Annotated in this window: 23 protein-coding genes and 4 tRNA genes; 13 read left to right on the top strand and 14 right to left on the bottom strand. The window is 70.5% G+C overall.

The features are described 5' to 3' along the window. Positions 1-942 precede the first annotated feature (942 nt). The 4 genes from AB0I59_RS34280 to AB0I59_RS34295 form a co-directional block, all read right to left on the bottom strand. Complete coding sequence (locus AB0I59_RS34280) at positions 943-1,281, bottom strand: hypothetical protein (RefSeq protein ID WP_358139549.1); 339 nt, start codon at positions 1,279-1,281, stop codon at positions 943-945. A 601-nt stretch (positions 1,282-1,882) separates the two neighbouring features. Continuing rightward, positions 1,883-2,053 carry a hypothetical protein gene (locus tag AB0I59_RS34285; protein WP_358139552.1) on the bottom strand — a complete coding sequence of 57 codons (171 nt, stop codon included), beginning with the start codon at positions 2,051-2,053 and terminating at the stop codon, positions 1,883-1,885. A gap of 138 nt (positions 2,054-2,191) precedes the next feature. Next, positions 2,192-2,605: a trypsin-like peptidase domain-containing protein gene (locus AB0I59_RS34290; protein ID WP_358139555.1), complete on the bottom strand. Its 414-nt coding sequence runs from the start codon at positions 2,603-2,605 to the stop codon at positions 2,192-2,194. 261 nt (positions 2,606-2,866) lie between these two features. Then, positions 2,867-2,941: transfer RNA gene (locus AB0I59_RS34295), tRNA-Val, on the bottom strand. A 518-nt stretch (positions 2,942-3,459) separates the two neighbouring features. On the opposite strand from AB0I59_RS34295, the gene AB0I59_RS34300 reads away from it, so the two are divergent. After that, positions 3,460-3,876: an SsgA family sporulation/cell division regulator gene (locus tag AB0I59_RS34300; RefSeq protein WP_061257083.1), complete on the top strand. Its 417-nt coding sequence runs from the start codon at positions 3,460-3,462 to the stop codon at positions 3,874-3,876. Here AB0I59_RS34300 and AB0I59_RS34305 read toward each other — a convergent pair. Further along, positions 3,873-4,505, bottom strand: coding sequence for a DUF305 domain-containing protein (locus AB0I59_RS34305; RefSeq protein WP_358139558.1), 633 nt, complete (start codon positions 4,503-4,505; stop codon positions 3,873-3,875). The two genes, AB0I59_RS34300 and AB0I59_RS34305, sit on opposite strands and share 4 nt — an antisense overlap. A 101-nt stretch (positions 4,506-4,606) precedes the next feature. On the opposite strand from AB0I59_RS34305, the gene AB0I59_RS34310 reads away from it, so the two are divergent. Further along, the gene (locus AB0I59_RS34310; RefSeq protein ID WP_435831156.1) at positions 4,607-6,022 is read left to right on the top strand and encodes an LVIVD repeat-containing protein; all 1,416 of its coding nucleotides are present in this window, start codon (positions 4,607-4,609) and stop codon (positions 6,020-6,022) included. A 4-nt stretch (positions 6,023-6,026) separates the two neighbouring features. Here the strand turns inward: AB0I59_RS34310 and AB0I59_RS34315 are convergent, their stop codons facing one another. The 3 genes from AB0I59_RS34315 to AB0I59_RS34325 form a co-directional block, all read right to left on the bottom strand. Next, the gene (locus AB0I59_RS34315; RefSeq protein WP_061257081.1) at positions 6,027-6,857 is read right to left on the bottom strand and encodes an aminotransferase class IV; all 831 of its coding nucleotides are present in this window, start codon (positions 6,855-6,857) and stop codon (positions 6,027-6,029) included. A gap of 23 nt (positions 6,858-6,880) precedes the next feature. Continuing rightward, the gene (locus AB0I59_RS34320) at positions 6,881-7,876 is read right to left on the bottom strand and encodes a chorismate-binding protein (RefSeq protein WP_061257080.1); all 996 of its coding nucleotides are present in this window, start codon (positions 7,874-7,876) and stop codon (positions 6,881-6,883) included. A gap of 61 nt (positions 7,877-7,937) precedes the next feature. Continuing rightward, positions 7,938-8,834: a LysR family transcriptional regulator gene (locus AB0I59_RS34325; RefSeq protein ID WP_061257078.1), complete on the bottom strand. Its 897-nt coding sequence runs from the start codon at positions 8,832-8,834 to the stop codon at positions 7,938-7,940. A 90-nt stretch (positions 8,835-8,924) separates the two neighbouring features. Here AB0I59_RS34325 and AB0I59_RS34330 point away from each other — a divergent pair, with 90 nt between their 5' ends. Beyond that, entirely contained in the window at positions 8,925-10,148 is a 1,224-nt protein-coding gene (locus AB0I59_RS34330) for an NAD(P)-binding domain-containing protein (protein WP_358139566.1), read from the top strand. Between the two features lie 110 nt (positions 10,149-10,258). Further along, positions 10,259-10,486 carry a hexameric tyrosine-coordinated heme protein gene (locus AB0I59_RS34335; protein ID WP_061257076.1) on the top strand — a complete coding sequence of 76 codons (228 nt, stop codon included), beginning with the start codon at positions 10,259-10,261 and terminating at the stop codon, positions 10,484-10,486. A 33-nt stretch (positions 10,487-10,519) separates the two neighbouring features. Here the strand turns inward: AB0I59_RS34335 and hutH are convergent, their stop codons facing one another. Next, a complete protein-coding gene (hutH, locus tag AB0I59_RS34340) occupies positions 10,520-12,067 on the bottom strand; it encodes a histidine ammonia-lyase (protein ID WP_358139569.1) in 1,548 nt (515 codons plus the stop codon). Between the two features lie 138 nt (positions 12,068-12,205). Here hutH and AB0I59_RS34345 point away from each other — a divergent pair. From AB0I59_RS34345 to AB0I59_RS34360, 4 genes are all read left to right on the top strand, one after another. After that, positions 12,206-12,277: transfer RNA gene (locus AB0I59_RS34345), tRNA-Gly, on the top strand. 13 nt (positions 12,278-12,290) lie between these two features. Further along, positions 12,291-12,361: transfer RNA gene (locus AB0I59_RS34350), tRNA-Cys, on the top strand. 15 nt (positions 12,362-12,376) lie between these two features. Then, positions 12,377-12,448 (top strand) — tRNA-Val (locus AB0I59_RS34355). Between the two features lie 82 nt (positions 12,449-12,530). Further along, complete coding sequence (locus AB0I59_RS34360; protein ID WP_358139572.1) at positions 12,531-12,818, top strand: VOC family protein; 288 nt, start codon at positions 12,531-12,533, stop codon at positions 12,816-12,818. Between the two features lie 149 nt (positions 12,819-12,967). On the opposite strand, the gene AB0I59_RS34365 is transcribed toward AB0I59_RS34360, so the two are convergent. Further along, positions 12,968-13,768 (bottom strand): class I SAM-dependent methyltransferase, encoded by an 801-nt coding sequence (locus tag AB0I59_RS34365; protein ID WP_358139575.1) that lies wholly within the window; start codon positions 13,766-13,768, stop codon positions 12,968-12,970. Positions 13,769-13,853: 85 nt separating this feature from the next. Between AB0I59_RS34365 and AB0I59_RS34370 the strand changes: the two genes are divergently transcribed. Beyond that, entirely contained in the window at positions 13,854-14,396 is a 543-nt protein-coding gene (locus AB0I59_RS34370; protein ID WP_061257064.1) for a GNAT family N-acetyltransferase, read from the top strand. Positions 14,397-14,453: 57 nt separating this feature from the next. On the opposite strand, the gene AB0I59_RS34375 is transcribed toward AB0I59_RS34370, so the two are convergent. After that, the gene (locus AB0I59_RS34375; protein ID WP_061257061.1) at positions 14,454-15,086 is read right to left on the bottom strand and encodes a TetR/AcrR family transcriptional regulator; all 633 of its coding nucleotides are present in this window, start codon (positions 15,084-15,086) and stop codon (positions 14,454-14,456) included. Positions 15,087-15,222: 136 nt separating this feature from the next. Here AB0I59_RS34375 and AB0I59_RS34380 point away from each other — a divergent pair, with 136 nt between their 5' ends. Both AB0I59_RS34380 and fabG read left to right on the top strand, forming a co-directional pair. After that, positions 15,223-16,371, top strand: a complete 1,149-nt coding sequence (locus AB0I59_RS34380) for an acyl-CoA dehydrogenase family protein (protein ID WP_061257059.1) — start codon at positions 15,223-15,225, stop codon at positions 16,369-16,371. Between the two features lie 40 nt (positions 16,372-16,411). After that, positions 16,412-17,170 (top strand): 3-oxoacyl-ACP reductase FabG, encoded by a 759-nt coding sequence (gene fabG / locus AB0I59_RS34385; RefSeq protein ID WP_061257057.1) that lies wholly within the window; start codon positions 16,412-16,414, stop codon positions 17,168-17,170. 49 nt (positions 17,171-17,219) lie between these two features. Here the strand turns inward: fabG and lysS are convergent, their stop codons facing one another. Beyond that, complete coding sequence (lysS, locus tag AB0I59_RS34390; protein WP_358139580.1) at positions 17,220-18,932, bottom strand: lysine--tRNA ligase; 1,713 nt, start codon at positions 18,930-18,932, stop codon at positions 17,220-17,222. 195 nt (positions 18,933-19,127) lie between these two features. Further along, positions 19,128-19,667 carry a hypothetical protein gene (locus AB0I59_RS34395; protein WP_358139583.1) on the bottom strand — a complete coding sequence of 180 codons (540 nt, stop codon included), beginning with the start codon at positions 19,665-19,667 and terminating at the stop codon, positions 19,128-19,130. A 387-nt stretch (positions 19,668-20,054) separates the two neighbouring features. On the opposite strand from AB0I59_RS34395, the gene AB0I59_RS34400 reads away from it, so the two are divergent. Beyond that, a complete protein-coding gene (locus AB0I59_RS34400) occupies positions 20,055-21,023 on the top strand; it encodes a sulfotransferase family protein (RefSeq protein ID WP_358139586.1) in 969 nt (322 codons plus the stop codon). A gap of 83 nt (positions 21,024-21,106) precedes the next feature. Here AB0I59_RS34400 and AB0I59_RS34405 read toward each other — a convergent pair whose 3' ends face one another. Beyond that, a complete protein-coding gene (locus tag AB0I59_RS34405; protein ID WP_358139590.1) occupies positions 21,107-21,982 on the bottom strand; it encodes a hypothetical protein in 876 nt (291 codons plus the stop codon). A gap of 249 nt (positions 21,983-22,231) precedes the next feature. Between AB0I59_RS34405 and gnd the strand changes: the two genes are divergently transcribed. Further along, positions 22,232-23,653 (top strand): NADP-dependent phosphogluconate dehydrogenase, encoded by a 1,422-nt coding sequence (gene gnd, locus AB0I59_RS34410; RefSeq protein ID WP_061257047.1) that lies wholly within the window; start codon positions 22,232-22,234, stop codon positions 23,651-23,653. Positions 23,654-23,788 lie beyond the last annotated feature (135 nt).

Raw genomic sequence — 23,788 nt, forward strand, 5'->3', positions numbered from 1 at the left:
CGCCGCTGCTCACGCGCCGTCGGGGCGGTCTGGCCGATGCGGTCCTTCCACTTGTAGAACCACGACTGCGACACCCCCAGCGCCCGGCAGGAGGTTGCATGGTCGATGTCATGGTCGGTCTTCTGAGAGCAGATGAAGGCCGCCACGCTCACCGGCCCATCGCCTCTTTCACCCACAAGACCACCGAGCGCTTGAGACCTGTGAGACTGAAGGGGCACCGTCCAGAAGGCCAGGTCTGACCCGGCTTGAGACTGGCCTCGTGCCTTCGTGATGACCTGTCGCCCTGGCCCGGGCGGTGCTGCCGACCAGGCGGGGATGTGTCCCCATAGGGGCCTTGCGAGCGCATCGTCACAGTCCTGACCTCCTCTGCCCGGCCGGTGACCCCCGTCCCAAGCTTTCGAGGAGACATGTGACCGGCCCCGCCCACGCCCCCGCACCCAGTTGTGCAGCGTGTACTCGTTGATACCTAGGTCCCGCGCGACCCGCGAGGCAGGGCGCTCACCGTGGGAGCCGAGACCAATGCCAGATCGGTTCCCTCTTCTGTCCCCGCCACCGTCGAACACAATCCGCACATAGACGGTTGCAATCAGTGCCAAGATGAGATGGCACACGAAGTGTCCGCGCACGTCGCGAGCCTTCCCATGCGTCGCCGTGGAGGATGTCGAACCCCGTGAATCGCCCCTGGGTCATCTACCTACAGGCTTGCTTGGCCGTTCGGGTTCACCGCGCCCGTACCGCCCCTACACGTGGCGCTTCAGCCGTCGAGTGGGTGATCATCACGGCCATCATCGCCGGAGTCGCGCTGGGCCTGGCCACCCTGATCAAAACCGTGGTGGAGCAGAAGCAGGTCGAGATCCAAGACAGCCTAGGCGGCGGCGAGGGCGCCTGACCTGTGGCATAACGGCCGTGACGCCAGCCCCTCCGCTGCGGGTTCGAGCCCCCTCAACGACCGCCTGGCCACACGGCCGCCTTGCAGGCACCCCAGGCGACGCTGTTGTTCGCGCCGACTCGCCCCTGGCAGAGCTTGAAGACCCGGACCGATCCGAAGAAGGAACTGTCGGTGGCGCAGCCACCCTGCGGTGCCTGTATTTCGAACGGCTTTCTCGCGTCAATGGGGTTGTCGTTGTGCCAGACGGCCTTGTAGGTCAGGTTGTTCACCGTGCCGTCGCAGACCTTGATCGTCGATCGGTCCGGCGGCACGCTCACGCGGCCGTCGGCGCAGGCGTCGCTCCAACCAGACGCCGCCGACGCCGACCCGGCCGCCCCCAGAAGCAGCGCCACGGTCGATAGCGATGCTCGAGTCCGCTCTCAGCACCATGAATCCTCTCCTTGATCGTTCACGATGCATTTACTCTAAGTAGTCGATCTAGTGCGTCAAGCATTCAGCGACAACCGTGTCGCCGCCACATCCCGGCCTCTTCGAGCCATCCGACCACGACACGTGCGGATCGCTTGGGATGGTCCACCGAACCCTCCACAAGCCACTCTGCTCGTCGACCACTCGCCGCCATGACCGGTTGCGCTCCCCACGACCGACACGAACCAAGGAGCGCCAAGAACTCGGTGATCTACAATCGCGCCACCATCTTTACATCGTAGATCATAAACGGACAGCATCGCCCGACTCGCCGCCGCCCACACACTCCAAGGCGCCACCGCACGCATGTGGGTGTCGACGGGACTGATGGAGAGCGTCTCGATCGGCCCGGGACGTAGGGCTGGGGATGATCAGGGGCGCACGGCGTGGAAGACGGGCCGGAAGGCCGGGGCTTGCGGCGGGCGGATGGAATGGCGGCTCAGGACGCGGCACGGGCGCCAAGAACTCGGCCGCGACCTTTGGCTCGCGCGGGCGGCGACGAGCTGCCGGGGGGCGGGGCGGCGGTCAGCCGCACTCCTGCGTGGACACCGGGGAGGTCGCGCGCCTTCCCGTCTTCGCAGCCGCCGAGAGCTGCCGGGCAATGAGCGCGTACCCCTTGTCCTCCAGATCCGGATCCGCGGCGAAGACCATGCCGAGAATCCGTTCATCGCGGGAGACGAGGGGAGTTCCCGACACCCCCCGCCGCACCCGTGGCCCCTGGAAGGGGTAAGCCTCACTCTCGCTCCGCCGCCTGTCGTAGATGTCGTACGACTTGACTGGCAGGCGATCACCCACCGTGGCGCTTTGGGCCGTCGGCGCCGTGCCGCTCGCCTCTCATCCGATCACCGTGCCCGACGCCTCACGTTTCGTCTGCAGCCGCAGGGGCGGCGAGGGGAGCTCCCTGACCCACAGCACGGCGATGTCCATCAGCGGATCGAAGACCACCACTTCGGCGTCGAAGCCTCGGCCGTCGGCCAGCGACACCTTCAGGTTCCGATCCACTCCCGCCACCGTGTGGGCGGTGAGCATCACCCGCTCCCCGGCGTAGACGAACCCGGTTCCCGCGACATCCCGGTCGCAAGCGCTCGCGGTCCCGGTGACGCGTACGACGCTATGGACGGCCTCTCCGGTGTACGGACGGGCGCTCCCCTCGGAAGGTGCGGAACTCTCTCCAGGAGCCGCGGCGCTCTTCTGGGCAGCGGGCGGCTGCCGGGGCGCGGCGCATCCCGCGGCGCTGGCAACGCACATGACGGCGAGCGCTCCAGCGACGAGCGCCCGCGTCGGCACGGGGGCATGAAGATCAGAATATGGGCTCGCCGGCCACCGAAACCCAGTCCGGCGACAGTCGGGACAGGCATCGACCCGCGAGAGATCGTCAGATGTCGGGAGAGGCGGCTCTCTGACGGGCGAGATCGGGAAGTGACGGCCGATCCGGGGGTCAGATCGGGGTCAGACGATCAAAAGGCCGGAGCCCCGATCTCGGGGTCCGGCCTCTGAACTGCATCTATGTGGTGGGCGATACTGGGATCGAACCAGTGACCTCTTCGGTGTGAACGAAGCGCTCTCCCGCTGAGCTAATCGCCCGGGATGATCGGCCCCTTGCGGCGCCGACGGGGAAAACCATACCGCACTCGAAGGGGTCCTGGCGAAGCGAACGGACCACCCCCGGACACACCACCCCGACAGCCTCCGCGTCGCGCCGACCTCATGGCCACCGCCGGGCCGTCGAGATCGCATCCGGTCCTCGACCTCAACCGAAACGTTTCCAGTCGGACCGGCAGGAGGGCGCCGTGTTGTCATAGCATCGTGATGCCCCAGACTCGACCCATACGCACCGAGCTAAGATCATTTGTACCGTGCAAGACTTCGCCATGACAGTCGGAACGACACGCAAAACCGGCGCCAACATGCGCCTGTTAGCGATGTTTGGGCAGGTAGATGCTCAAATGTCTACCTGTGAGATGCGTTACAGAAGGCCCCGGAAGCGGAATCTCTCCTACGGGTTTCTTCGTTCGCGTACATAGCTTCGCGGGCGAGAGTGAGTCCGTGAGAGCAGTTGCAAGCCCCTGTGAGGGGACCCGACACGAAAGGTTTGGCTGACGATGAACAGCACCACCGTCACTGCCGAGCTGGGCCTTCGACTTGTGGTCCCCGACCGTACTACCGTGCCCCTGCTCGCCGGGCTCAGTTACACGGCCGAGGACCCTTACGCCATACGCATGGCCTTCCATGTGGGGAACGACGAACCGGTCGAGTGGATCTTTGCTCGCGAGTTGCTGACCGTCGGCATCGTCCGGCGCGTGGGGGAAGGAGACGTCCAGGTGTGGCCCGCCCGTTCCGACGGCGAGCGCACGCTGAACATAAGTCTCACCTCTCCGTTTGGACAGGCTCTGTTCGAAGTCCCCCTGGCTCCGCTGACGCAGTTCCTGCACCGCACGTTCGAGCTCGTCCCCGCCGGCCGTGAGACCGACTTCATGGACCTGGACGACGAGCTCAGCAACATGCTTTGGAGCTCCTAACCCAGGATGCGCCTCATGCGGCCGATCTCGGCCCGCTGCCCCGATACGACGTCACGGGCCATCTCCCTCATGAGCCGGTCCGTGCCGCCGCGCAACTCCTCCCCCGCCATCCGCACCGCCCCCTCGTGATGTCTGATCATCAACCGTAGGAACAGGCTGTCGAAGGCGGCGCCGCGCGCGCCGCGCAGTTGGTTCATCTCCTCCAGCGTGGCCATGCCGTACTCGCTCTCGCGAGCATGAGCGTGTACGGTCGGCGCGGGACGGCCGAGGGATGCGAGCCATGACGTCATCGTCGCGATCTCGGGCCCCTGGCTTCCGGCGATGCGCTCCGCGAGCGCGGTCACCGCGTCCCCCGCCTCCCTGGCCCCGGCCAGTCCTGCCATCTCCAGGGCCTGCCGGTGATGCGGGATCATCGCCTCGGCGAAGCGCACGTCCGCCGCCGCGGCCCGCGAGTCCGAGTCGCCGATCCGTTCACCCGGCGTCGCCGTACGGGCCAGCCCTCCGGGAGAGCCCGGCACCACGACGGGCGCTCCTGATCCGGCGACGAAGGGCGCGGGGCGGTCGGGGGACGGCTCCTCCGCGGCGCATCCGCTCACCGACATCAGCGCCGAGCCCAGAACTGCCAGCACAACTGTTACCAAAGCGCCCCGCACGCCGCTTCTGCCCGACATAACTTCCATAGTGGGGCAGTCTCCAAGATCCAGGGGGAACAGTGAAGCGTGCGGGACTGATGGCGTGCCTGGCGACGGCACTGTTCGCGACGGCCTGCGCCTCCGGCTCCTCCGGCGCCTCGCCCTCCTCCGAGCCGGCCCGTGCGGTGCCCGCCGAGTCCGCGTCACCCGCCGCGGGCGGTACGGCACGCGCCAGCGCGGACCTCGGCACGGACGAGATCCTGCACAGCCCCAACATCACGCCGATCGCGAACGTCCCCCTTGAGGCGCCCTTCGACGGGAACCGCTCCTGGAACTCCGACCTGGCGTTCCAGGGCGACTACGCGTTCGCCGGGAACTACGACGGGTTCACCGTCCACGACATCGCCGACCCGGCCCATCCGAAGGTGGTCACCCGGGTGCTCTGCCCCGGCGGGCAGAACGACGTCTCCGTCTCCGGCGACCTGCTGTTCGTGTCCGTGGACGACCCCCGGACCGACGAGACCTGCCAGAGCGGGCGCTCGGATCCCTCCAACGCCTCCTCGTGGGAGGGTATCCGGATCTTCGACATCTCGGACAAGGCCAATCCGAAGTACATCTCCGCCGTACGGACCGAGTGTGGCTCCCACACCCACGCGATCGCCCCGGGACCGGACGCGGACACCCTCTACCTCTACGTCTCCGCCGCCGGGCCGGACCCCGGCTCGACGACCTGCCCGGCGCCCCACGACAACATCTCGATCGTCGAGGTGCCGGTCCGCGATCCCGAGGCGGCCAAGGTCGTCGCCAAGCCCGCCCTGTTCAAGGACCGCCAGGGGGACGAGGAGTACGGCGGCTGCCACGACATCACGGTCTACCCGGCGAAGAAGCTGGCCGCCGCCGCCTGCTACGGGGACGGCTACCTGCTGGACATCGCCGACCCCGTCGGCCCCAAGGTCCTCAGGACCGTGACCGACCGGGAGAACTTCTCCCTCTGGCACTCGGCCACCTTCAACAACGCCGGAACCAAGGTCGTGTTCGGCGACGAGCTGGGCGGCGGGATGGTCGCGACGTGCGACTCCTCCGGCCACGACACCAAGGGCGCGAACGCCGTCTACGAGATCACCGCCGACCGCGAGCTCGTACGGCACGGCTACTTCAAGATCCCCAGGCCCCAGGGGGCGTCGGAGAACTGCGTGGCCCACAACGGGGCGCTCATCCCGGTGCCGGGCAAGGACATCATGGTCCAGGGGTGGTACCAGGGAGGGGTCTCCGTCTGGGACTTCACCGACTCCGACCACCCGGTGGAGATCGCCTTCTTCGAACGCGGCCCCCTGCGGCCGGGGCTGCAGATCGGCGGCTCCTGGTCGGCGTACTACTACAACGGCCACATCTACTCGAGCGACATCACGAAGGGTCTGGACGTCCTGCGGATCGACGACCCGCGCACGGACCCCGCCAAGAGCGTGACCCTGAAGGAGTTCAACGCCCAGACCCAGTACGCGTACGGCGACTGACCCGTCACGGGTCCAGGTCGGCCGCGGACCGCTCGGCGAACGCCTTCATCGCCGCGAGCGTGACGGGACCGGGCGCCAGGGGCAGCTCGCGGTCGTCGACCAGCCGGATCGGCTGGACGTCACGCGTCGTGGAGGTGAGGAACGCCTCCTCCGCCTCGTACAGCGCGGAGATGGGGACGTCCTCCTCGGTCCCGCCGCACCACTCGAGGACCAGCGCCCTCGTCACGCCGGCCAGGCAGCCGGACGCCAGCGTCGGCGTCACCAGGCGTCCACCGGTCACGATGAAGACGTTGCTGCCGGTGCCCTCGCAGAGGTTGCCCGCGAGGTTCTCGAAGATCGCCTCGGCGCCTCCGCGCTCCTTGGCGTACGCGAGGGCCTTGGCGTTGTCGCCGTAGGAGGTGCTCTTGACCCCCGCGAGGGCGCCGCGCTCGTTGCGCGGCCAGGGCACGACGGTGACCGCCGCCGTCTCGGGGAACGGCTTCTGCTCGGCGACGATGACGATCGCGTTGGTCCCGTCGGAACCGCGGTCGGAGCCGAGCGGCCCCGGCCCGCTGGTGTAGGTGATCCTGATCCGGCCCAGCGGCCACGTCGGCGCGGCGGCGAGGCACTGCCGCACGCCGTCGGCGATGGCGCCGAGATCGGGCTCGGGAAGGTCCATCCGCTTGGCCGAGAGCGCGAGCCGGTCCAGGTGGCGGGTGAGCGCGAACGACTCCCCGTGCACGAACTTGATCGTCTCGAAGACGCCGTCACCGACCATCAGCCCGTGATCGAAGACCGAGACGGCGGCCTTCTCCGGGTCCAGCAATTCACCGTTGACCCACACGGGTACAGCCATCTAGGTCTCCATCCCTGCTCGTGCTAGCTCCGCGACGCGAGTGCGATGAGCCGGGACGCCTTCAACTCGGTTTCGCGCCACTCCCGCGTGGGGTCCGAACCCCACGTGATGCCCGCTCCGGTGCCGAAACGGATCATGCCTTGCTCCACCCAGAAGGTGCGGATGCCGACCGCCAGCGCGGCTTCCCGCCGGTCGGCGTCGACCCAGCCCACTGCCCCACAGTAAGGCCCCCGCGGCTCTGGTTCGAGCCGATTGATGATCTGAAGTGCCGTGTATTTCGGCGCTCCCGTCACCGATCCCGGCGGGAAGGTCGCGGCGAGCAGGTCCGGCCAGCCGGCGCCACGCGCGAGCCGGGCCCGTACGGTCGAGACGAGGTGGACGAGACCCGGATGCTCCTCGATCTCGCAGAGCGCGGGCACCGAAACCGAGCCGACCTCGGCGACCCGGCCGAGGTCGTTCCGCACCAGATCGACGATCATCACGTTCTCGGCGTGGTCCTTGTCGAGCAGGTCCGCCGCGGTGACCCCGGTCCCCTTGATCGGCTTGGATTCGACCACGTCTCCGGCCCGCGAGAGGTACAGCTCGGGCGAGGCCGACACGACCGTCAGCCCGGGAACGCTGATCACCGCGGCGTACGGGGCCGGGTTGCCCTTCGCGAGGCGTACGGCGAGGGCCGCCGGATCGGCGTCGCCCGGCAGCGGTGCCGACAGCACCCGGCAGAGGTTCGCCTGGTAGACCTCCCCCTGCTCGATGTAGTCCCTGATCGCGCTCACGCCCGCCTCGTACGCCCGCCGGTCGAGCGACGTCGTCCACTCCCCGGGGGCCGGGCCCCGCCACGGCGCGCGTGGCCGGGGCAGCGGCGCGGGCCGCACGTCGCCGAAGCGCGCGCAGGTGACCTTGCCCTCATAGGTCACGACGACGGCCCACCATCCGGTCCCGTCGAGAGCGGCCAGATCGGTGGTCACATCGCGCAGTCCGGTGGCCAGGCGGCCCCCCACGTGGGCGAAAGCGTCGTGCACCGGTCCATTCTCGCCCTATCCGGCCGGTGCCCTCTCACACCCCGTCGCGTACGCGTTCCGATCAGGCCTCGTCCTGGAGCGACCGCAGGAACGCCAGCGCCGCGGGAATCGGCGCCTCGGACGGCAGCGCGGCGTACACCGTCCGGCGCGAGGCGAACTCGCCGAGCGGGCGAAGCACGAGATCGCCGCGGTGGCGTATGCCCGGCGCCACCATGGCGGGGACCAGGGTGACACCGAGACCGGCGGCGACGTATCCGAGCTTGCCCATCCATTCGGCGACGCGGAAACCGGTCTTCGGCGTGAAACCGGCCCGCACGCACGAGGCGAAGATCACCGTCTCGTGCGGGCTCGGGCGCGGGGACGCCTCGATCCAGTTCTCGTCCTTCAGGTCGCGCAGGTCGACCACCTGGTTCCCGGCCAGCGGATGGTCACGCGGCAGCGCGACGAGGAGCTCGTCCTCCAGAAGCGGGACGAGCCGCGTCTCCGATCCCGTGACGAGCCCGGACGGATAGTCGCTGACCACGGCGATGTCGATCATGCCGGCCACGAGGCGTTCCACCAGGCGGCTGCTCGGCCCTTCGACGATCCTGGTCTCCACGCCCGGCCGCTCGCCCTGGAAGACGCGCAGCGCGCGGGGCACCAGGGCCGCGTTGGCCGTGGCGAAGGCGCCGACGCGGAGCCTCCCTCCGGCGCCCCGGTGGATGGCCGACAGCTCCTCCGCCGCCGCTTCCAGACTGTTCAGGACCTCCAGCGCGTGCCGGTGGAGCGCGTGCCCGGCGGGCGTCAGCCGTACCCCCCGGGGCAGCCGCTCGAACAGCGGCCCACCGGCCTGGGTCTCCAGGGACGCGATGCGCCGCGAGACGGCGGACTGCGTGTAGTTCAGCTCGGCGGCGGCCGCCGTGAACGAGCCCGTACGGGCGACGGCGTCGAGCAGCCTGAGCGCGTCCGACTCGAACACGCCCCTCCTTCCATCCATGACTTCAGCGCATGTCTTACATGCAATCTAGTCGCTGGTGGAATGGGTCGGGCGTGCCTACAGTCACAAGGCATGATCGCTTTCCTTGGACTGGGGTACATGGGTGCCCCCATGGCCCGGCGCCTCGTGAACGCCGGGCACACGGTGACCGTCTGGAACCGCACCCCGAAGGACCTGCCGGGCGCCACGGTGGCGGCCACCCCGGCGGAGGCCGTCACCGGCGCGGATCTGGTGGTCACGATGCTGGCCGACCCCGACGCCGTCGAATCCGTCGTGCGCGCCGCGCTGCCCGGCTTGCGACCCGGGACGGTCGTGGTCGAGATGTCCACCATCGGCCCCGACGCCGTCGCCCGGATCCGGAGATCGCTGCCTCCCGGAACGGGGCTGGTCGACGCTCCCGTCCTCGGCAGCGTCGCACCCGCGCGTGAGGGGAACCTGGTCGTCCTGGCCGGCGGCTCGCCCGAGGATCTGGCGCGCTGCCGTGCCGTGCTGGCCGTCTTCGGAACCGTCCGAGAGGTGGGCCGCACGGGAGCCGGCGCGGCACTCAAGCTGGCCCTCATGAGCGCGCTCGTCCCGGCCCAGGTGATGCTCGCGGAGAACCTGGCGTACGCGGAGCGGATGGGCGTGGACCGCGCGGCCTTCCTGGACGTGCTGGCCGGGACCCCGCTCGGCGCGCTCGTCCAGCGGCTGCGGCCCGCGATCGAGGAGGAGCCCTCCGAGACTCGGTACGCGCTGGGCCTCGCGGCGAAGGACCTGCGGCTCGCGACCGCCGGTGTCGGCGCGGAGCAGACGGTGGCCGCGGCGGCGCGGGACCTGCTCGACGAGGCGGCGGACGCGGGGCTCGGCTCCGAGGACCTCACCGCCGTCATCCGATGGGCGGCCGGGCGGCGGAGTGGGCCGCGGAGCGGGAAGATCGCCGAACGGATCAATCCGGCCACCGTCCCCGCGACCAACGGGTGGTACTCCCACGCGGTGCGCTTCGGGGACCTGCTCTTCGTGTCCGGGCAGGTCGCGCTGGACGCGGGCGGGCAGATCGTCGGCCGGGACGACATCGCCCGCCAGTCGGAGTACATCTTCGAGAACCTGGGCCGGATCCTCGCGAACCAGGGCAGCTCGTTCGGCGACGTGATCCACATCAAGACGTTCGTCACCGACATGGACCGGCTGGCCGACTACGGGAACGTCCGGGCGCGGTACGTCACCGGGGAGCCGCCGTCGAGCACCACGGTCGAGGTCTCCCGCCTCTTCCATCCCGACGTGCTGCTCGAAGTCGAGGTGATCGCGGCCATCGCCTGACCGGCCCCTCGGCGCACACCGCACGACCGGTTGTTACCGTACGTAACTGGAGGAAAGCGGCGGGAACCCCGAGCGCGCCCCGACAGGCCGCGCGGGAGCAAGGAGCCGAGATGGAACTCGTACCGGGAAACTCGCTGATCACGGCGACCCCGGAGGACGGCCGGGCGCTGGCCGTCCTGATGGCGCGCCACACGGTGCGCGCCATCCAGCCGGACGTGGACGTGCTCAGGGACGGGCGCCCCGACTACGCCGAGAACGTCGACGGCCTCACCTCGGCTGCGCAGGTCGTGGCGATCGAGTTCGCCACGATCGCGGCCGCCAACAACTACTGGCGGTGACGGCGCGGGGTCGCTCCCGGCGAGCCGAGCGGTTCAGGCCAGGGGGCCCGTGACGGATTCGGCGGCGGAGACCACGGCCCCGTCGGCGACGAGCCGCACCACCGCCTCGATCTCGGGCGCGAGGAACCGGTCCGTCCCGGGTCCGGCGACCGACTCCCTGATCACCCCGGTCACGGCCCCCGTCGCGGGCGCCGGCGCGTGCGGCGCCCGCAGGTCGATGGCCCGCGCGGCGGTGAGCAGTTCGACGGCGAGCACCCGGGTCAGGCCGTCGACCGCCCGGCGAAGCTTGCGTCCGGCCGACCAGCCCATCGAGACGTGGTCCTCCTGCATCGCCGAGCTCGGGATCGAGTCGACGCTCGCGGGGTTCGCCAGGCGCTTGAGCTCGGAGACGATGGCCGCCTGCGTGTACTGGGCGATCATGTGCCCGGAGTCCACGCCCGGGTCGTCGGCCAGGAACGCGGGCAGTCCGTGGCTGCGCGCGACGTCCAGCATGCGGTCGGTCCGCCGCTCGGCCATCGACGCGACGTCGGCGACCGCGATGGCCAGGAAGTCCAGCACGTACGCCACGGGAGCGCCGTGGAAGTTGCCGTTCGACTCGACCCGCCCGTCGGCGAGCACCACGGGGTTGTCGATCGCGCTGGCGAGCTCGCGCCCGGCGACGACGGCGGCGTGCGCGACGGTGTCCCTGGCCGCACCGGCGACCTGGGGCGCGCAGCGCAGCGAGTAGGCGTCCTGCACGCGGGTGCACGAGCCGTCCCGGTGCGAGGCCATGATCGCCGAACCGGCGAGCAGGGTTCGCATGTTGGCCGCGGCGGCGGCCTGGCCCGGGTGGGGACGCAGGGCCTGGAGCGCCGCGTCGAAGACCCGGTCGGTGCCGAGCAGCGCCTCGACGCTCATCGCGGCGCTGATGTCGGCCGTCCTGAGCAGCCGCTCCAGGTCGTGGAGGGCGAGCACGAGCATGCCGAGCATGCCGTCGGTGCCGTTGATGAGGGCGAGCCCTTCCTTGGCCGCCAGCTCGACCGGCTCGATCCCGTACTCCTTGAGCGCCTCGTCGGCGGGCCGGACGCGGCCCTCGCGGTCGCGGACGACCCCCTCCCCCATGATCGTCAGGGCGACGTGCGCGAGCGGGGCGAGGTCGCCGGAGCAGCCGAGGCTGCCGTACTCGTGGACCACGGGCGTGATCCCGGCGTTGAGGAGGCTCTCCAGAACCCTGGCGGTCACGGGGCGCACGCCGGTGTGACCGGTGGCGAGCGTGTGCAGCCGCAGGAGCATCATGGCCCGGGTGACCTCGGTCTCCACCTCCGGGCCCGATCCGGCGGCGTGCGAGCGGACCAGGCTTCGCTGGAGCCGGCCGCGCAGGGCGGGGTCGATGTGCCGGGTGGCGAGCGCGCCGAACCCGGTGGAGACGCCGTAGGCGGGGGTGTCGCCCTCCGCGAGTTCCTCGATTCTGCCGCGGGAGGCGGCCATCTCGGCGATCGCGTCGCCTCCGAGCCGTACGGCCCTGCCGTACCTGGCCACGCTGATCACGTCGTCGAAGGCCAGCGGCGCCGGCCCGATCTCCACGACCTCGTTGTCGCGCATGGTTCCACTCTTCCAGCACTTGGTAACTAGCGTTTGCAATGTTAGCTGCTTACACCGCATCGGTGTCCCACTTGATTTGGGGAGTGGGCGCGGATTCGCTAGAGTTCTCTGCGTGAGGCCGCCTCGGGCGGAAATCACGCGGAAGTGGCTCAGTGGTAGAGCATCACCTTGCCAAGGTGAGGGTCGCGGGTTCGAATCCCGTCTTCCGCTCGGAGCTTTACGTGGTGGAGTGGCCGAGAGGCGAGGCAGCGGCCTGCAAAGCCGCGTACACGGGTTCAAATCCCGTCTCCACCTCTGGCCCCAAGCCAAGGACGATTAGCTCAGCGGGAGAGCGCTTCCCTGACACGGAAGAGGTCACTGGTTCAATCCCAGTATCGTCCACATATGAGATCCCAGGCCCACGGCCTGGGATTCTCTGTTTTCCCGGTCGTCGGCCACGCGTTCACCGCTCCACACTGGAGCGATGCGGGCGAACCTTCTCGTGATCTACACCACCCGGCGTGAGGAATGCCGCCGCTTCTACGCCTCCCTGGGGTTGGCCTTCCAGGCCGAGCAGCACGGGAGCGGGCCGCCGCACCACGCCGCGGTCCTTCCGGACGGGATGGTCTTCGAGATCTATCCCGCCGCCACGGGTACGACAGGCCCGCTGCGGCTCGGATTCGCCGTGGAGACCCTTCCCGGATACGCCGCCGGACGACATCTGCTCCATGACCCCGACGGCCGCACCGTAGAGCTGCGCATCGAACGCTGAGCCTCGCTCACCCCGTGCGACGGGGACATAGCGTTTGCAGCCGCCCTTGGCGCGAACCCTCCCGCCTCGTTTACCGCCCCGTGGGTCCGTGAGTCCGGGTGGGTCCGCTGGATACGGCTCAGACCGCCACGACCTGCTGACGCGGGTGGTCAGGTGTGGGCGACGGTGAGCATGTGGCCGGCGACGCCGAGCAGGGTGGGCTCCCCCTCCGAACGCCTGGCCACGCCGAGCAGCAGCTCGCGACGCTCCGGGTCGTCCAGCCACTCCTCCACGTCGGCGTAAAGGCCGAACACGCCCTCCAGGGCGTACCGCCGGGCGCCGGGCAGGCCCGCGTCGGCGAACTCGCCGAGGATCTCGTCCGGGTCGTGGAAATAGGCGGTGGTGAAGCCGATCCGCTCGTTCCCGCGGAGCAGGCCGTGCCGCGCCGAGTCGTCCACCACGTGACGGACCGGCTCTTCGGCGTAACGGCCCGACCTGACCATGTCGTGCACGGCGGCCCACCGGCTGATGGTCGCCGCCGCGATCACCCCGCCTGGCCGTACGACCCGGCGAGCCTCGGCCAGGGCGCGCACCCGGTCGGCCCGGTCGGTGAGGTGGTACAACGGGCCGAGCAGCAGGACGGCGTCGGCCGAGGCGTCGGCGGCCTCCAGTGCCCGCGCGTCCCCCTCCCGCGCCGTGACGCCGGCCAGTCGGGACGCCTGCTCCACGTGCAACGGCACCGGATCGATCAGCTCGACGTCATGGCCGTCGGCGGCCAGCCACTCGGCGTGCACGCCGCTGCCCCCGCCGACGTCCATGACCTGGGCTGGAGCGGGCGGCAGGACCCGGCGCAGCACGTCCCGCGTGCGCCAGAACTCCAGCCGTCCCCGGCCGGTGCGCAGCCGCTCGTCCTCTCTCCCTCGCACGTAGTAGTCGAGGATCTCGGGCGGGAACTCCGGCGACTGCGTCATGCCCGCGAGGATGCCTCCCCGCCCACGCCCGGATCAACCCGATTTCGCACCCGTCGGCGGGACCGCCGCGGTAGCGTCCCCGAGCATGTCCCTCGACCCGCATCCGACCCTGTACGGCACGGCCGTGGCGTTGCGGCCCGCCACGGCCGCCGATGTTCCGGCGCTCGTCACCATCCGGTCCACTCCCGAGGTGTACCGGTGGTGGCGGGGCGGCGCGGACCTGGCCGCGGAGGTTTCCGACGACCTGAACGATCCGGACACCGCCGTCCTCGCGATCGTGTGCGACGGACGCGTGGTCGGCCAGATCCAGTGGGCGGCGGAGGACGATCCCGAGTATCGGCACGCGAGCATCGACGTCTACCTCGATCCCGCGGTGCACGGCCGCGGCATCGGCACCGACGCGGTTCGGACGCTGGCCCGGCATCTGATCGCCGACCACGGCCACCACCGGCTGACCATCGACCCGGCAGCGGCCAACGCCGCCGCGATCCGGTGCTACGAGAAGGTGGGCTTCCGTCGGGTCGGCGTCATGCGGAACTACGAGCGTGGCCCCGACGGCACCTGGCATGACGGGCTCCTCATGGACCTGCTCGCCGAGGAACTGGTCGAGGGACCCGCCGTCTCCTGAGCGGCGCACCGTGCCGCTCTATGACCAGCACCGCGCCGCTATAACTATCGGTGTTAGTCAGCGCCGGGTGATGGTGTCGAAGGTGATCGCCAGTCCGGCGATGAGAGAGTCGAGGCCGAGGGCGAAGGCCCCTTCGTCGACCGCCTCCTGGTGCTCGGGCAGCAGGTGGGCGTCCCCCAGGTGCGGATATCGCGTCTCGTCGAGGGTCTCGTCCCCCGCGAAGCCCATCGCGAACGATCCCACCGCCGACCCGACGACGAAATAGCGCATGAGCGCCCCCACGTGGGTGGCCCGCGCCGGAGGCCAGCCGGCCCGGATCAGTCCGCCGTACACGGCGTCGGCCATGGCGAGCGCGGCCGGCCTGCGCCCCGGCCCGTTCGCCAGGTAGGGCACGATCCGAGGGTGTTTCCGCAGCTCGCGATGATAGGAATGCCCCCAGAGCAGCAGCGCGGACTTCCAGTCGTGGGTCTGGAACGATGAGACGTCCACCCTGGCGATGATCGAGTCGGCCACCGCGTCGAGGATCTCGTCCTTGTTCCGGAAGTGGTTGTAGAGCGAAGGGGCGCTCACCCCCAGCTCGGCGGCGAGCCGCCGGGTGGACAACGCCTCCAGTCCCTCGGCGTCGATCAGCTCGGTGGCCGCGGCCACGATGATGCCGGGGCTGAGCATCGGGCGGCTCGGCCGTCCCACGTCACGTCTCCCTCTCGCTCCGGGCGCGGGGCTCCGCGTCCGGGTGCCATGGTCCCACAGGGATCACCCTCCCTGGACGGGCCAAACTAACAGTGGTAGTTTCCTCGCTACTGTAACCCAGAGTGAGAGGACCCCGATGGACCTGACCCTGTCGGAGGAGCAGCAGGCGGTACGCGCGCTCGCGGCGGAGTTCGTCAACAAGGAAGTGCTCCCGCACGTCCGGGACTGGGACCGCGCCGAGAAGGTCGACACCGCGATCGTCGCCAAGCTCGGCGAGATCGGGTTCCTCGGGCTGACGATCCCCGAGGAGTACGGCGGTTCCGGCGGCGATCACACGACCTACTGCCTCATGATCGAGGAGCTCGGCCGAGGCGACTCGTCGGTGCGCGGCATCGTGTCCGTGTCCCTGGGCCTCGTCGCCAAGTCGATCCTCACCTTCGGCACCGAGGAGCAGCGCCGGGAGTGGCTGCCGCGGCTGTGCTCGGGGGAGGCGCTCGGCTGCTTCGCGCTCACCGAGCCCGGCACGGGTTCCGACGCGGGATCGCTGACCACGCGTGCCGTACGCGACGGCGATGACTGGGTGATCAGCGGCGAGAAGGTCTTCATCACCAACGGGACCTGGGCCGAGGTGGCGATCGTGTTCGCCAGGACCGGCGAGGAGGGCCCGAGAGGCGTCACCGCGTTCCTCGTCCCGACCTCCGCCGCGGGACTCGACCGGCGCGAGATCCACGGGAAGCTGGGCCTGCGCGGCCAGGCCACCGCCGAACTGGTCCTCGACCAGGTGCGGGTGCCCGGCTCCGCGCGGCTGGGCGAGGAGGGCAAGGGCTTCCGGATCGCGATGACCGCCCTGGACAAGGGGCGCATGTCGCTAGCGGCCGGCTGCACAGGGATCATCCAGGGGTGCCTGGACGCCGCCGTGGAGTACGCGTCGGCACGCCGACAGTTCGGCAAGCCGATCGCGTCGTACCAGCTCGTCCAGCAGCTCCTGGCACAGATCCGGATCGATCTCGACGCCTCCCGGCTGCTGGCCTGGCGGGTCGCCGACCTGATCGACCGGGGCGAGAAGTTCACCACGGAGGCGTCGATCGCCAAGCTCTTCGCCAGCGAGGCGGCGGTGCGCGCGGCCAACAACGCGCTTCAGGTCTTCGGCGGATACGGCTACGTCGACGAGTTCCCGGTCGGCAAGTACCTGCGCGACGCCCGGGTGACCACCCTCTACGAGGGGACCTCGCAGATCCAGCACCTCCTCATCGGACGCGCGCTCACCGGCGTGAACGCGTTCTGATCCGCACATCCCGACCCGCGAAACGCGAGGAGAACCGATCGTGACCAGATTCCAGAACCGGACCGCCATCGTGACGGGCGCGGCCCAGGGCATCGGAGCGGCGACCGCCACCCTGCTCGCCGCGCAGGGGGCGAGGGTGGCCGTGGTGGACCTCCAGCTCGACCGCGCGGAGGTGGTGGCGCGCCAGATCAGGGAGACCGGCGGGACCGCCGGAGCCTTCGCCTGCGACGTCACCGACGAGGCCGCGGTGACCGAGATGACCGGCCGGGTGGCCGACGAGTTCGGCGGCCTGGACATCCTGGTCAACAACGCGGGGATCACCCGCGACAACCTGCTGTTCAAGATGAGCCGCGGCGACTGGGACTCCGTGCTCGCCACGAACCTCACCAGCGTCTACCTGTGCTGCCAGGCGGCCCAGAAGTACATGGTGGAGGCGCGGTACGGGAAGATCGTCAGCCTCAGCAGCCGATCGGCCCTAGGGGCGCGGGGCCAGGCGAACTACGCCGCGGCCAAGGCCGGGGTGCAGGGGCTCACCGCCACGCTGGCGATCGAGCTCGGCCCGTTCAACATCAACGTCAACGCCGTCGCTCCCGGCTACATCTCCACCGCGATGACGGCCGCCACGGCGCGGCGCGTCGGCTCAACGGTCGAGGACCACCAGGATCGGGCCGCCCAGGCGACGCCGCTGCGTCGCGTGGGGCAACCCGGCGAGGTGGCCTCCGTCATCGCGTTCCTCGCCAGCGATGAGGCGTCCTACGTCAGCGGCCAGACGCTCTACGTCAACGGCGGAGCGCGCTGACACCGCGTCGCGGGCCCGGGGTGACGCCCCCGGGCCGCGACGGCCGGACTCAGGCGCCGAGCAGCTTGCGCACCCGGTCGGCGCCGACCGCGAGGAGCAGCGTCGGCAGGCGCGGGCCGGTGTCACGCCCGACCAGCAGCCGGTACAGCAACGCGAAGAAGGCACGCTGGGCGGCCTTCAACTCCGGCGTGGGCTTCGCGTCGGCCGCCAGGCCCGCCTGCAGCTTGGGCACGCTGTAGACGAGGGTGGTCAGCAGGTCAAGCGACCAGTGGTCGTCGAGCCCGTCCAGCAGCAGCCGGAGCGACTCCCGCTCGGCGTCGCCGAGGGACTCGAGCAGCTCCGTGTCGGGCTCGTCCCGCACACGGGTGCGCTGGTCGGCCGGCACCTGGGTGGTGATCCATTGGGCCGCCCGGTCGAGCCGGGGCCTGACCTCGTCCAGGGAGTCGATCGGATCGGCGGGGTCGAGATCCCGCAGGATGCGCAGGGTCTGCTCGCCGTCCCCGGCGGAGACGTCCACCACGGAGGCCAGCGTGCGGTACGGCACCGGCCTCGGGGTGGTGACCAGCGGACCGGAGGCGGTGCCGATCGCCCGCGTGTGCGCCGCGACGTCGGCGGGAAGCGCCGTGCCGTCCGCGACCTTGCGCTCCAGCGCGTCCCACTCGTCGTAGAGGCGCTGGATCTCCTGGTCGAATGCGATCTTGAAGGACTGGTTGGGCTTGCGGCGGGCGTACAGCCAGCGCAGCAGGGGCGCCTCCATGATCTCCAGCGCGTCGGCGGGCGTGGGCACGCCGCCCTTGGAGCTGCTCATCTTGGCCATGCCGCTGATGCCGACGAAGGCGTACATGGGGCCGATCGGCTGCTCGCCGCCGAAGACCTCCCTGACGATCTGGCCGCCGACGACGAACGAGGAGCCGGGCGAGGAGTGGTCCACGCCGGAGGGCTCGAAGACGACGCCCTCGTAGTTCCAGCGCATCGGCCAGTCGACCTTCCACACCAGCTTGCCCCGGTTGTGCTCCGACAGCCGGACGACCTCGGAGAAGCCGCAGACGCAGGTGTAGGCCAGCTCGGTGGTCTCGTCGTCGTAGGAGGTGACCGTGGTCAGGTCGCGCTCGCAGGCCGTGCAGTACGGCTTGTACGGGAAGTAGCCGGCCGCGGCGGTGCCGTCGTCCTCGCTCGCCGCGCCGGAACCCTCGACGGCGGCGGCCTCGGCCTCGTCCACCGGGGTCTGCTTGGCCGCCGGAGACGCGGCCTTGTCCTTCGTCCGGTAGCGGTCGAGGATGGCGTCGATCCTGTGGCGCTCGCGCATCGCGAGGAGGATCTGCTCACGGTAGGCACCGGAGGTGTACTTCCATGTCTGGCTGATGGCGTGGAACTCGATGCCCATCGCCTGGAGCGCCTCGATCATGGGCGCCTTGAAGTGCTCGGCCCAGTTGGCGTACGGGCTGCCGGCCGGTGCGGGCACGGAGGTCAGCGGCTTGCCGATGTGCTCCGCCCACGCGGGGTCGATGCCGGCCGGGACCTTGCGGAACCGGTCGTAGTCGTCCCAGGAGATGATGTGCACGCACTCGTGTCCGCGGCGGCGGATCTCGTCGGCGACGAGGTGCGGGGTCATGACCTCGCGCAGGTTCCCGAGATGGATGGGGCCGGACGGGCTGAGACCGGACGCGCAGACGATGGCTTTCCCGGGCGCGCGACGCTCCGCCTCGGCGATGACCTCGTCCGCGAAACGGGAGACCCAGTCGGTCTCGGAACTTCCAGCCACGATCGACGCATCCTTTCTCTGAACCCTGGTCATCCATTCTCCCGGATGCCCGGGGCTACCTGGTCCCTCGAAGACGCGTCCGGCGGATTCGCCCCAGGAATTCGGGCACGAATTCCCCGCACGAGTTCACGCGCGGATCAGGCACACGTATCAGATACGCGGGTCAGACGCGCGGATTCACGTTCGCCGGGTGGGTCACCACTCGTCCTCCGTGACGGGCGTGTCGTGGTGCGGCCAGGGTGAGGCCGCCACGACGACCCCGTAGAGCAGGTGGTCGACCAGCAGCATCGACCGCTCGACCGGGTCGTGGCTCTTCTCCTGGGCCAGGCCGACGGCGGGGGCGAGGGCGCCCTCGAACGCCCCCCAGACGAGCAGGCCGTACACCGGGCCCGCCCATGGGCGCTCGCGTATCGCCCGGGGCAGCGCCCCGAAGACCGCTCCGCCGGCGGCGCCGTACGTCCAGTGCGCGAACTCGACCAGGGCGGGCCGCCGCCGGGGCGGGACGCTGTGGAAGATCGAGGGGACGATGCGCCTGAGTAGGGACTCCGGAGGCACCCTCTCGACCAGGCCCAGCGCGACCATGGCCTGCCGCAGGCCGGACATCGCCATGGCGCCGATCGCGCCGCGGACCGCGGCGCGGATGATCGGTCTCCTGCCGCTCTCCTTCCGAGGTTGCGGCGGTGCTTCGGCGCCCGCGGTCGGCGCGGGGACGCGTGTCGGTGTCGTACGTGTCATGGCCTGCGACCTCTTACGGATGACGTCCATGCGGTCCGCGCCCATACCCCCGCATTTGGGGACGATTCACCCGCCTGGGGCGCCGCGACGATTCCTTGGCCGAACGTTGCCATGAGGCGGCTCGGGCATGTCCCGGACGCGACGTCCCGGAGCCCGCGCCTCAGAGCGCGGCACCTGCGAAGACCGTATTCCGCGGCGCGGACGGCGAGGACCCGGGGACATGTTCGTGGGCGTTGGGGAAGGTCCAGGGTCAAGGCCGGATTCCGGCGCGTTCGCCGGCGAACGCGGGCCGCGCGATACTCCCGCGATACTCCCGCGACGCCACTCCTTCCAGAAAACCAGATTTTCCAACTAAATTTGTAGGAAAACTGTGGAGAGGAGGCGGCGATGTCCCTGCCGGACTTCCTGGTGATCGGGGTGCCCAAGGCCGCGACGACGGCGCTGCACAGCGCCCTGGCCCGCCATCCGGGACTGCACATGTCGGCGGTCAAGGAACCGAAGTTCTTCCTCACGGACGGGCCGCCGCCGACGCGGGGCGGACCCGGCGACGCGGAGACCTACCGCGAGCACGTGTGGCGGCGCGCGGACTACGAGGCCCTCTTCGACGGCGCTCCCCCGGGCGCGCTGCGCGGCGAGTCCACTCCGTTCTACCTGTACGACCTGGCCGCGCAGCGGCGCATCCACGCGCTGATCCCGCGGGCGAGGCTGATCGTCGTGCTGCGCGATCCCGTCGAACGGGCGCACTCGAACTGGACCCACCTCTGGTCCGCGGGACTGGAGCCGATCGACGACGTGGTCCGGGCCTGCGCCGAGGAGGGCCGCCGCGTCGCCGCCGGGTGGGCGCCGTTCTGGCACTACGTCGGGCTCGGCCGGTACGGCGCGCAGTTGCGGCACCTCTACACGTTGTTCCCCCGCGAGCAGGTTCTGGTGTTCCGCTACCGCGACCTGGTGGACCGGCCGGAGGTCGCGCTCGACCGTATCTGCGCGTTCCTCGGCGTGGAGCAGGGGCTCGTCGGCGAGGTGCCGCGCGAGAACGTCACGGTCCACCCGCCGGAAGGCCGCAGGCACCGCGTCCTGTCCCAGCTCGTACGGCTGGGCGACCGGGTGGTGGGGCAGTCCCTGACGACGCCCCTGGAGCGGGTGCTGCAACGTAAGGGACGCGCGCGCGAGCCGCTCACCTGGGCGCAGCGGCAGGAGTTGCTGTCCTACTTCGCCGCCGACATCGCCCTCCTCCAGGACGTGACGGAGGAGGACTTCAGCGACTGGCTGCGCCCCAGGGAGCGGTCGGGCGGCCTGGTGGGCGTCCGGCCCACCGGGCAGCGGCAGGCGCGCAACGGCCGCCCCAAAGGAGAGTGACCCGCCCGCCCCCAGCCCGCCCCGGGCCACCCGAACCGCTCGGGGCGGCTCCCGTTCACCGCGGAACAGTCAACGCGGAACGGTCAGCGCAGTTCGGTGCGGAGCTCGTGGGCGCCGTCGGCGCGGGTGAGCTCGTAGTAGAGCCGGTGTCCGCCGGGGACGGGGACGATGTCCAGGTAGCGCAGCCCTCCCCCGGCGTGACCGGACGCCGCGGGCGCCGAGCCGTTGGCCGTCAGGGTCGAGGGGTCGGGGCCGGTCGCGACGCCGGTGCGCTCCTCGTAGTTCTCCGCCGCCGACGCCCGGCCGTCGTAGTAGGCGGTGACGGCGCCGTCGCCGTCGAAGCGCACGGCGCTCACCCGTACGCCGCGGGAGTCCCAGGCACCGGGACGACGGTCGAGGGCGGTGCCGTGCCAGGTCCACGCCAGGCCGTCGTGGCTGGTGGCGTAGTCGGTGACCATCTGGTCGGCCTCCCGCGGGTCCTCCAGCGGATGGCAGGACGCCCACAGGTGCCACAGGCCGTCCCGGTGAACGATCACCGGGTCCTTGACGCCGGTCTTGAGGTCGCCGGGCAGCACGACGCGGGAGGTGGCCGGGTCGAAGGCCGCCGGGTCGGCGGCCTCGACGACCTCCACCCGCCAGTGTTTGGTGCCGTAGGTCGCGCAGCTCAGGTACAGGCGCCAGCCGCCTTCCGGCGTCACCACGAGGGTGGGGCGCTCCAGCGACTCGGTGTCCATCTGCTCCTTGGTGATCGTGAGGAGGGTCTCGAACCGCTCTCCGTCGGCCGACCTGGCGACGGCGACGGCGTAGCCCCTCCCTTCGCCGAGGGGGCGTCGCAGCCGGTACGCGAGATAGATCCAGCCGTCCCGGTGGACGGCGCTGGGCGCGCCCGCCCAGAATCCGGGGCCGTCTCCGGGCGGGGGAACGGCGACGACGGAGCGGTCCGGCTGCGGTATGAACACGTCAATCTCTTCCGTTGGTCACATGACGACGAGGGCAGCCGGAGTCCGGCGAGCTCACGGCCCCGCCACGGCTGTACGCCACCCTTATATCGGGAAGCCGGCGGCGTTTCCGGCAGGACGACCGACCGGATAACTACACAATACCCATCTGTTTGATTGGTTTGACTGTCTCGCCTGATCAGGCGCGTACGGCCGGACGGCGGCGGGGACGCGACGTCCCGGGACGAGCCATGGGATAAGACTGGGACCATGCGCACAGCAGACATCGGAGTAACGGGGCTGGCCACGATGGGCCGCAACCTCGCCAGGAACTTCGCCCGCCACGGCCACGTGGTCGCGGTCCACAACCGGACCGAAAGCCGCACCAAGCAGCTCATCGAGGAGCACGGGCACGAGGGCGACTTCGTCCCGTCCGCGTCGGTCGAGGAGTTCGTCTCGTCCCTCCGGCGCCCGCGCAAGGCGATCATCATGGTCAAGGCCGGGCCCGCCACCGACGCGGTGATCGAGGAACTCGCCGCGCGTATGGAGCCCGGCGACATGATCATCGACGGCGGCAACGCGCACTTCGAGGACACCCGGCGCAGGGAGGCCGCCCTCAGGGAACGCGGCCTCCACTTCGTCGGGACCGGCATCTCCGGCGGCGAGGAAGGCGCGCTCAACGGGCCGAGCATCATGCCCGGCGGCGCCGCCGAGGCGTACGAGACGCTCGGGCCGCTGCTCGAGGACATCGCGGCGAAGGTCGACGGCACCCCCTGCTGCGTGCACGTCGGGCCGGACGGCGCCGGGCACTTCGTGAAGATGGTGCACAACGGCATCGAGTACGCCGACATGCAGCTCATCGCCGAGTCCTACGACCTGCTGCGGCAGGCGCTCGGGCTCTCCCCGAGCGAGATCGCGGACGTCTTCCGCGAGTGGAACAGGGGCGACCTGGAGTCCTACCTCATCGAGATCACCGCCGAGGTGCTCGGGCACACCGACGCCGCGACCGGCCGGCCGTTCGTGGACGTCGTGGTCGACCAGGCGGAGCAGAAGGGCACCGGCCGCTGGACCGTGCAGAGCGCCCTCGAACTCGGTGTACCCGTGACCGGCATCGCCGAGGCGGTGTTCGCGCGTTCGCTGTCCGGCCACCCCGGGCAGCGCGCCGCCGCCCGTTCCCTCGCCGGCCCGGAGGGCACCGCGCCTCGCGCGGAGCTCGTCGACGACGTACGGCACGCGCTCTACGCCTCGAAGATCGTCGCGTACGCCCAGGGGTTCGACCAGATCACCGCGGCGAGCGAGGAGTACGGCTGGGACGTCGACCGGGGCGCGATGGCCACGATCTGGCGGGGCGGCTGCATCATCAGGGCCAGGTTCCTCGACCGGATCCGCACCGCCTACGACGCCGACCCCTCCCTGCCGACCCTGCTGGCGGACCCGACGTTCGCCTCCGCCCTGGCCGACGCCCAGGACTCGTGGCGGCGGGTCGTCGCCACGGCGGCGACTATCGGCGTCCCCACACCCGGGTTCTCCTCCGCGCTCGCGTACTACGACGCGCTGCGCCGGGACCGGCTCCCGGCCGCGCTGGTGCAGGGCCTGCGCGACTTCTTCGGCGCGCACACCTACCATCGCGTCGACCGGGAGGGCGCGTTCCACACCGACTGGTCCGGCGACCGGGAGGAACGGCCCGCCTGAGCGGGATCGCCGGAAGACGCCCGGAAGGACGCGCAGCAGACGCCTGGAAGACGCCCGGAACGCGGTACGGCTCGCACCCCTGCGTGGGGCGCGAGCCGTACCGGATGTGCTCCGGGCGCTCAGCTCAGATCGTCA

This window comes from Microtetraspora glauca (assembly GCF_040656155.1).
Taxonomy (GTDB): Bacteria; Actinomycetota; Actinomycetes; order Streptosporangiales; family Streptosporangiaceae; genus Microtetraspora; species Microtetraspora glauca.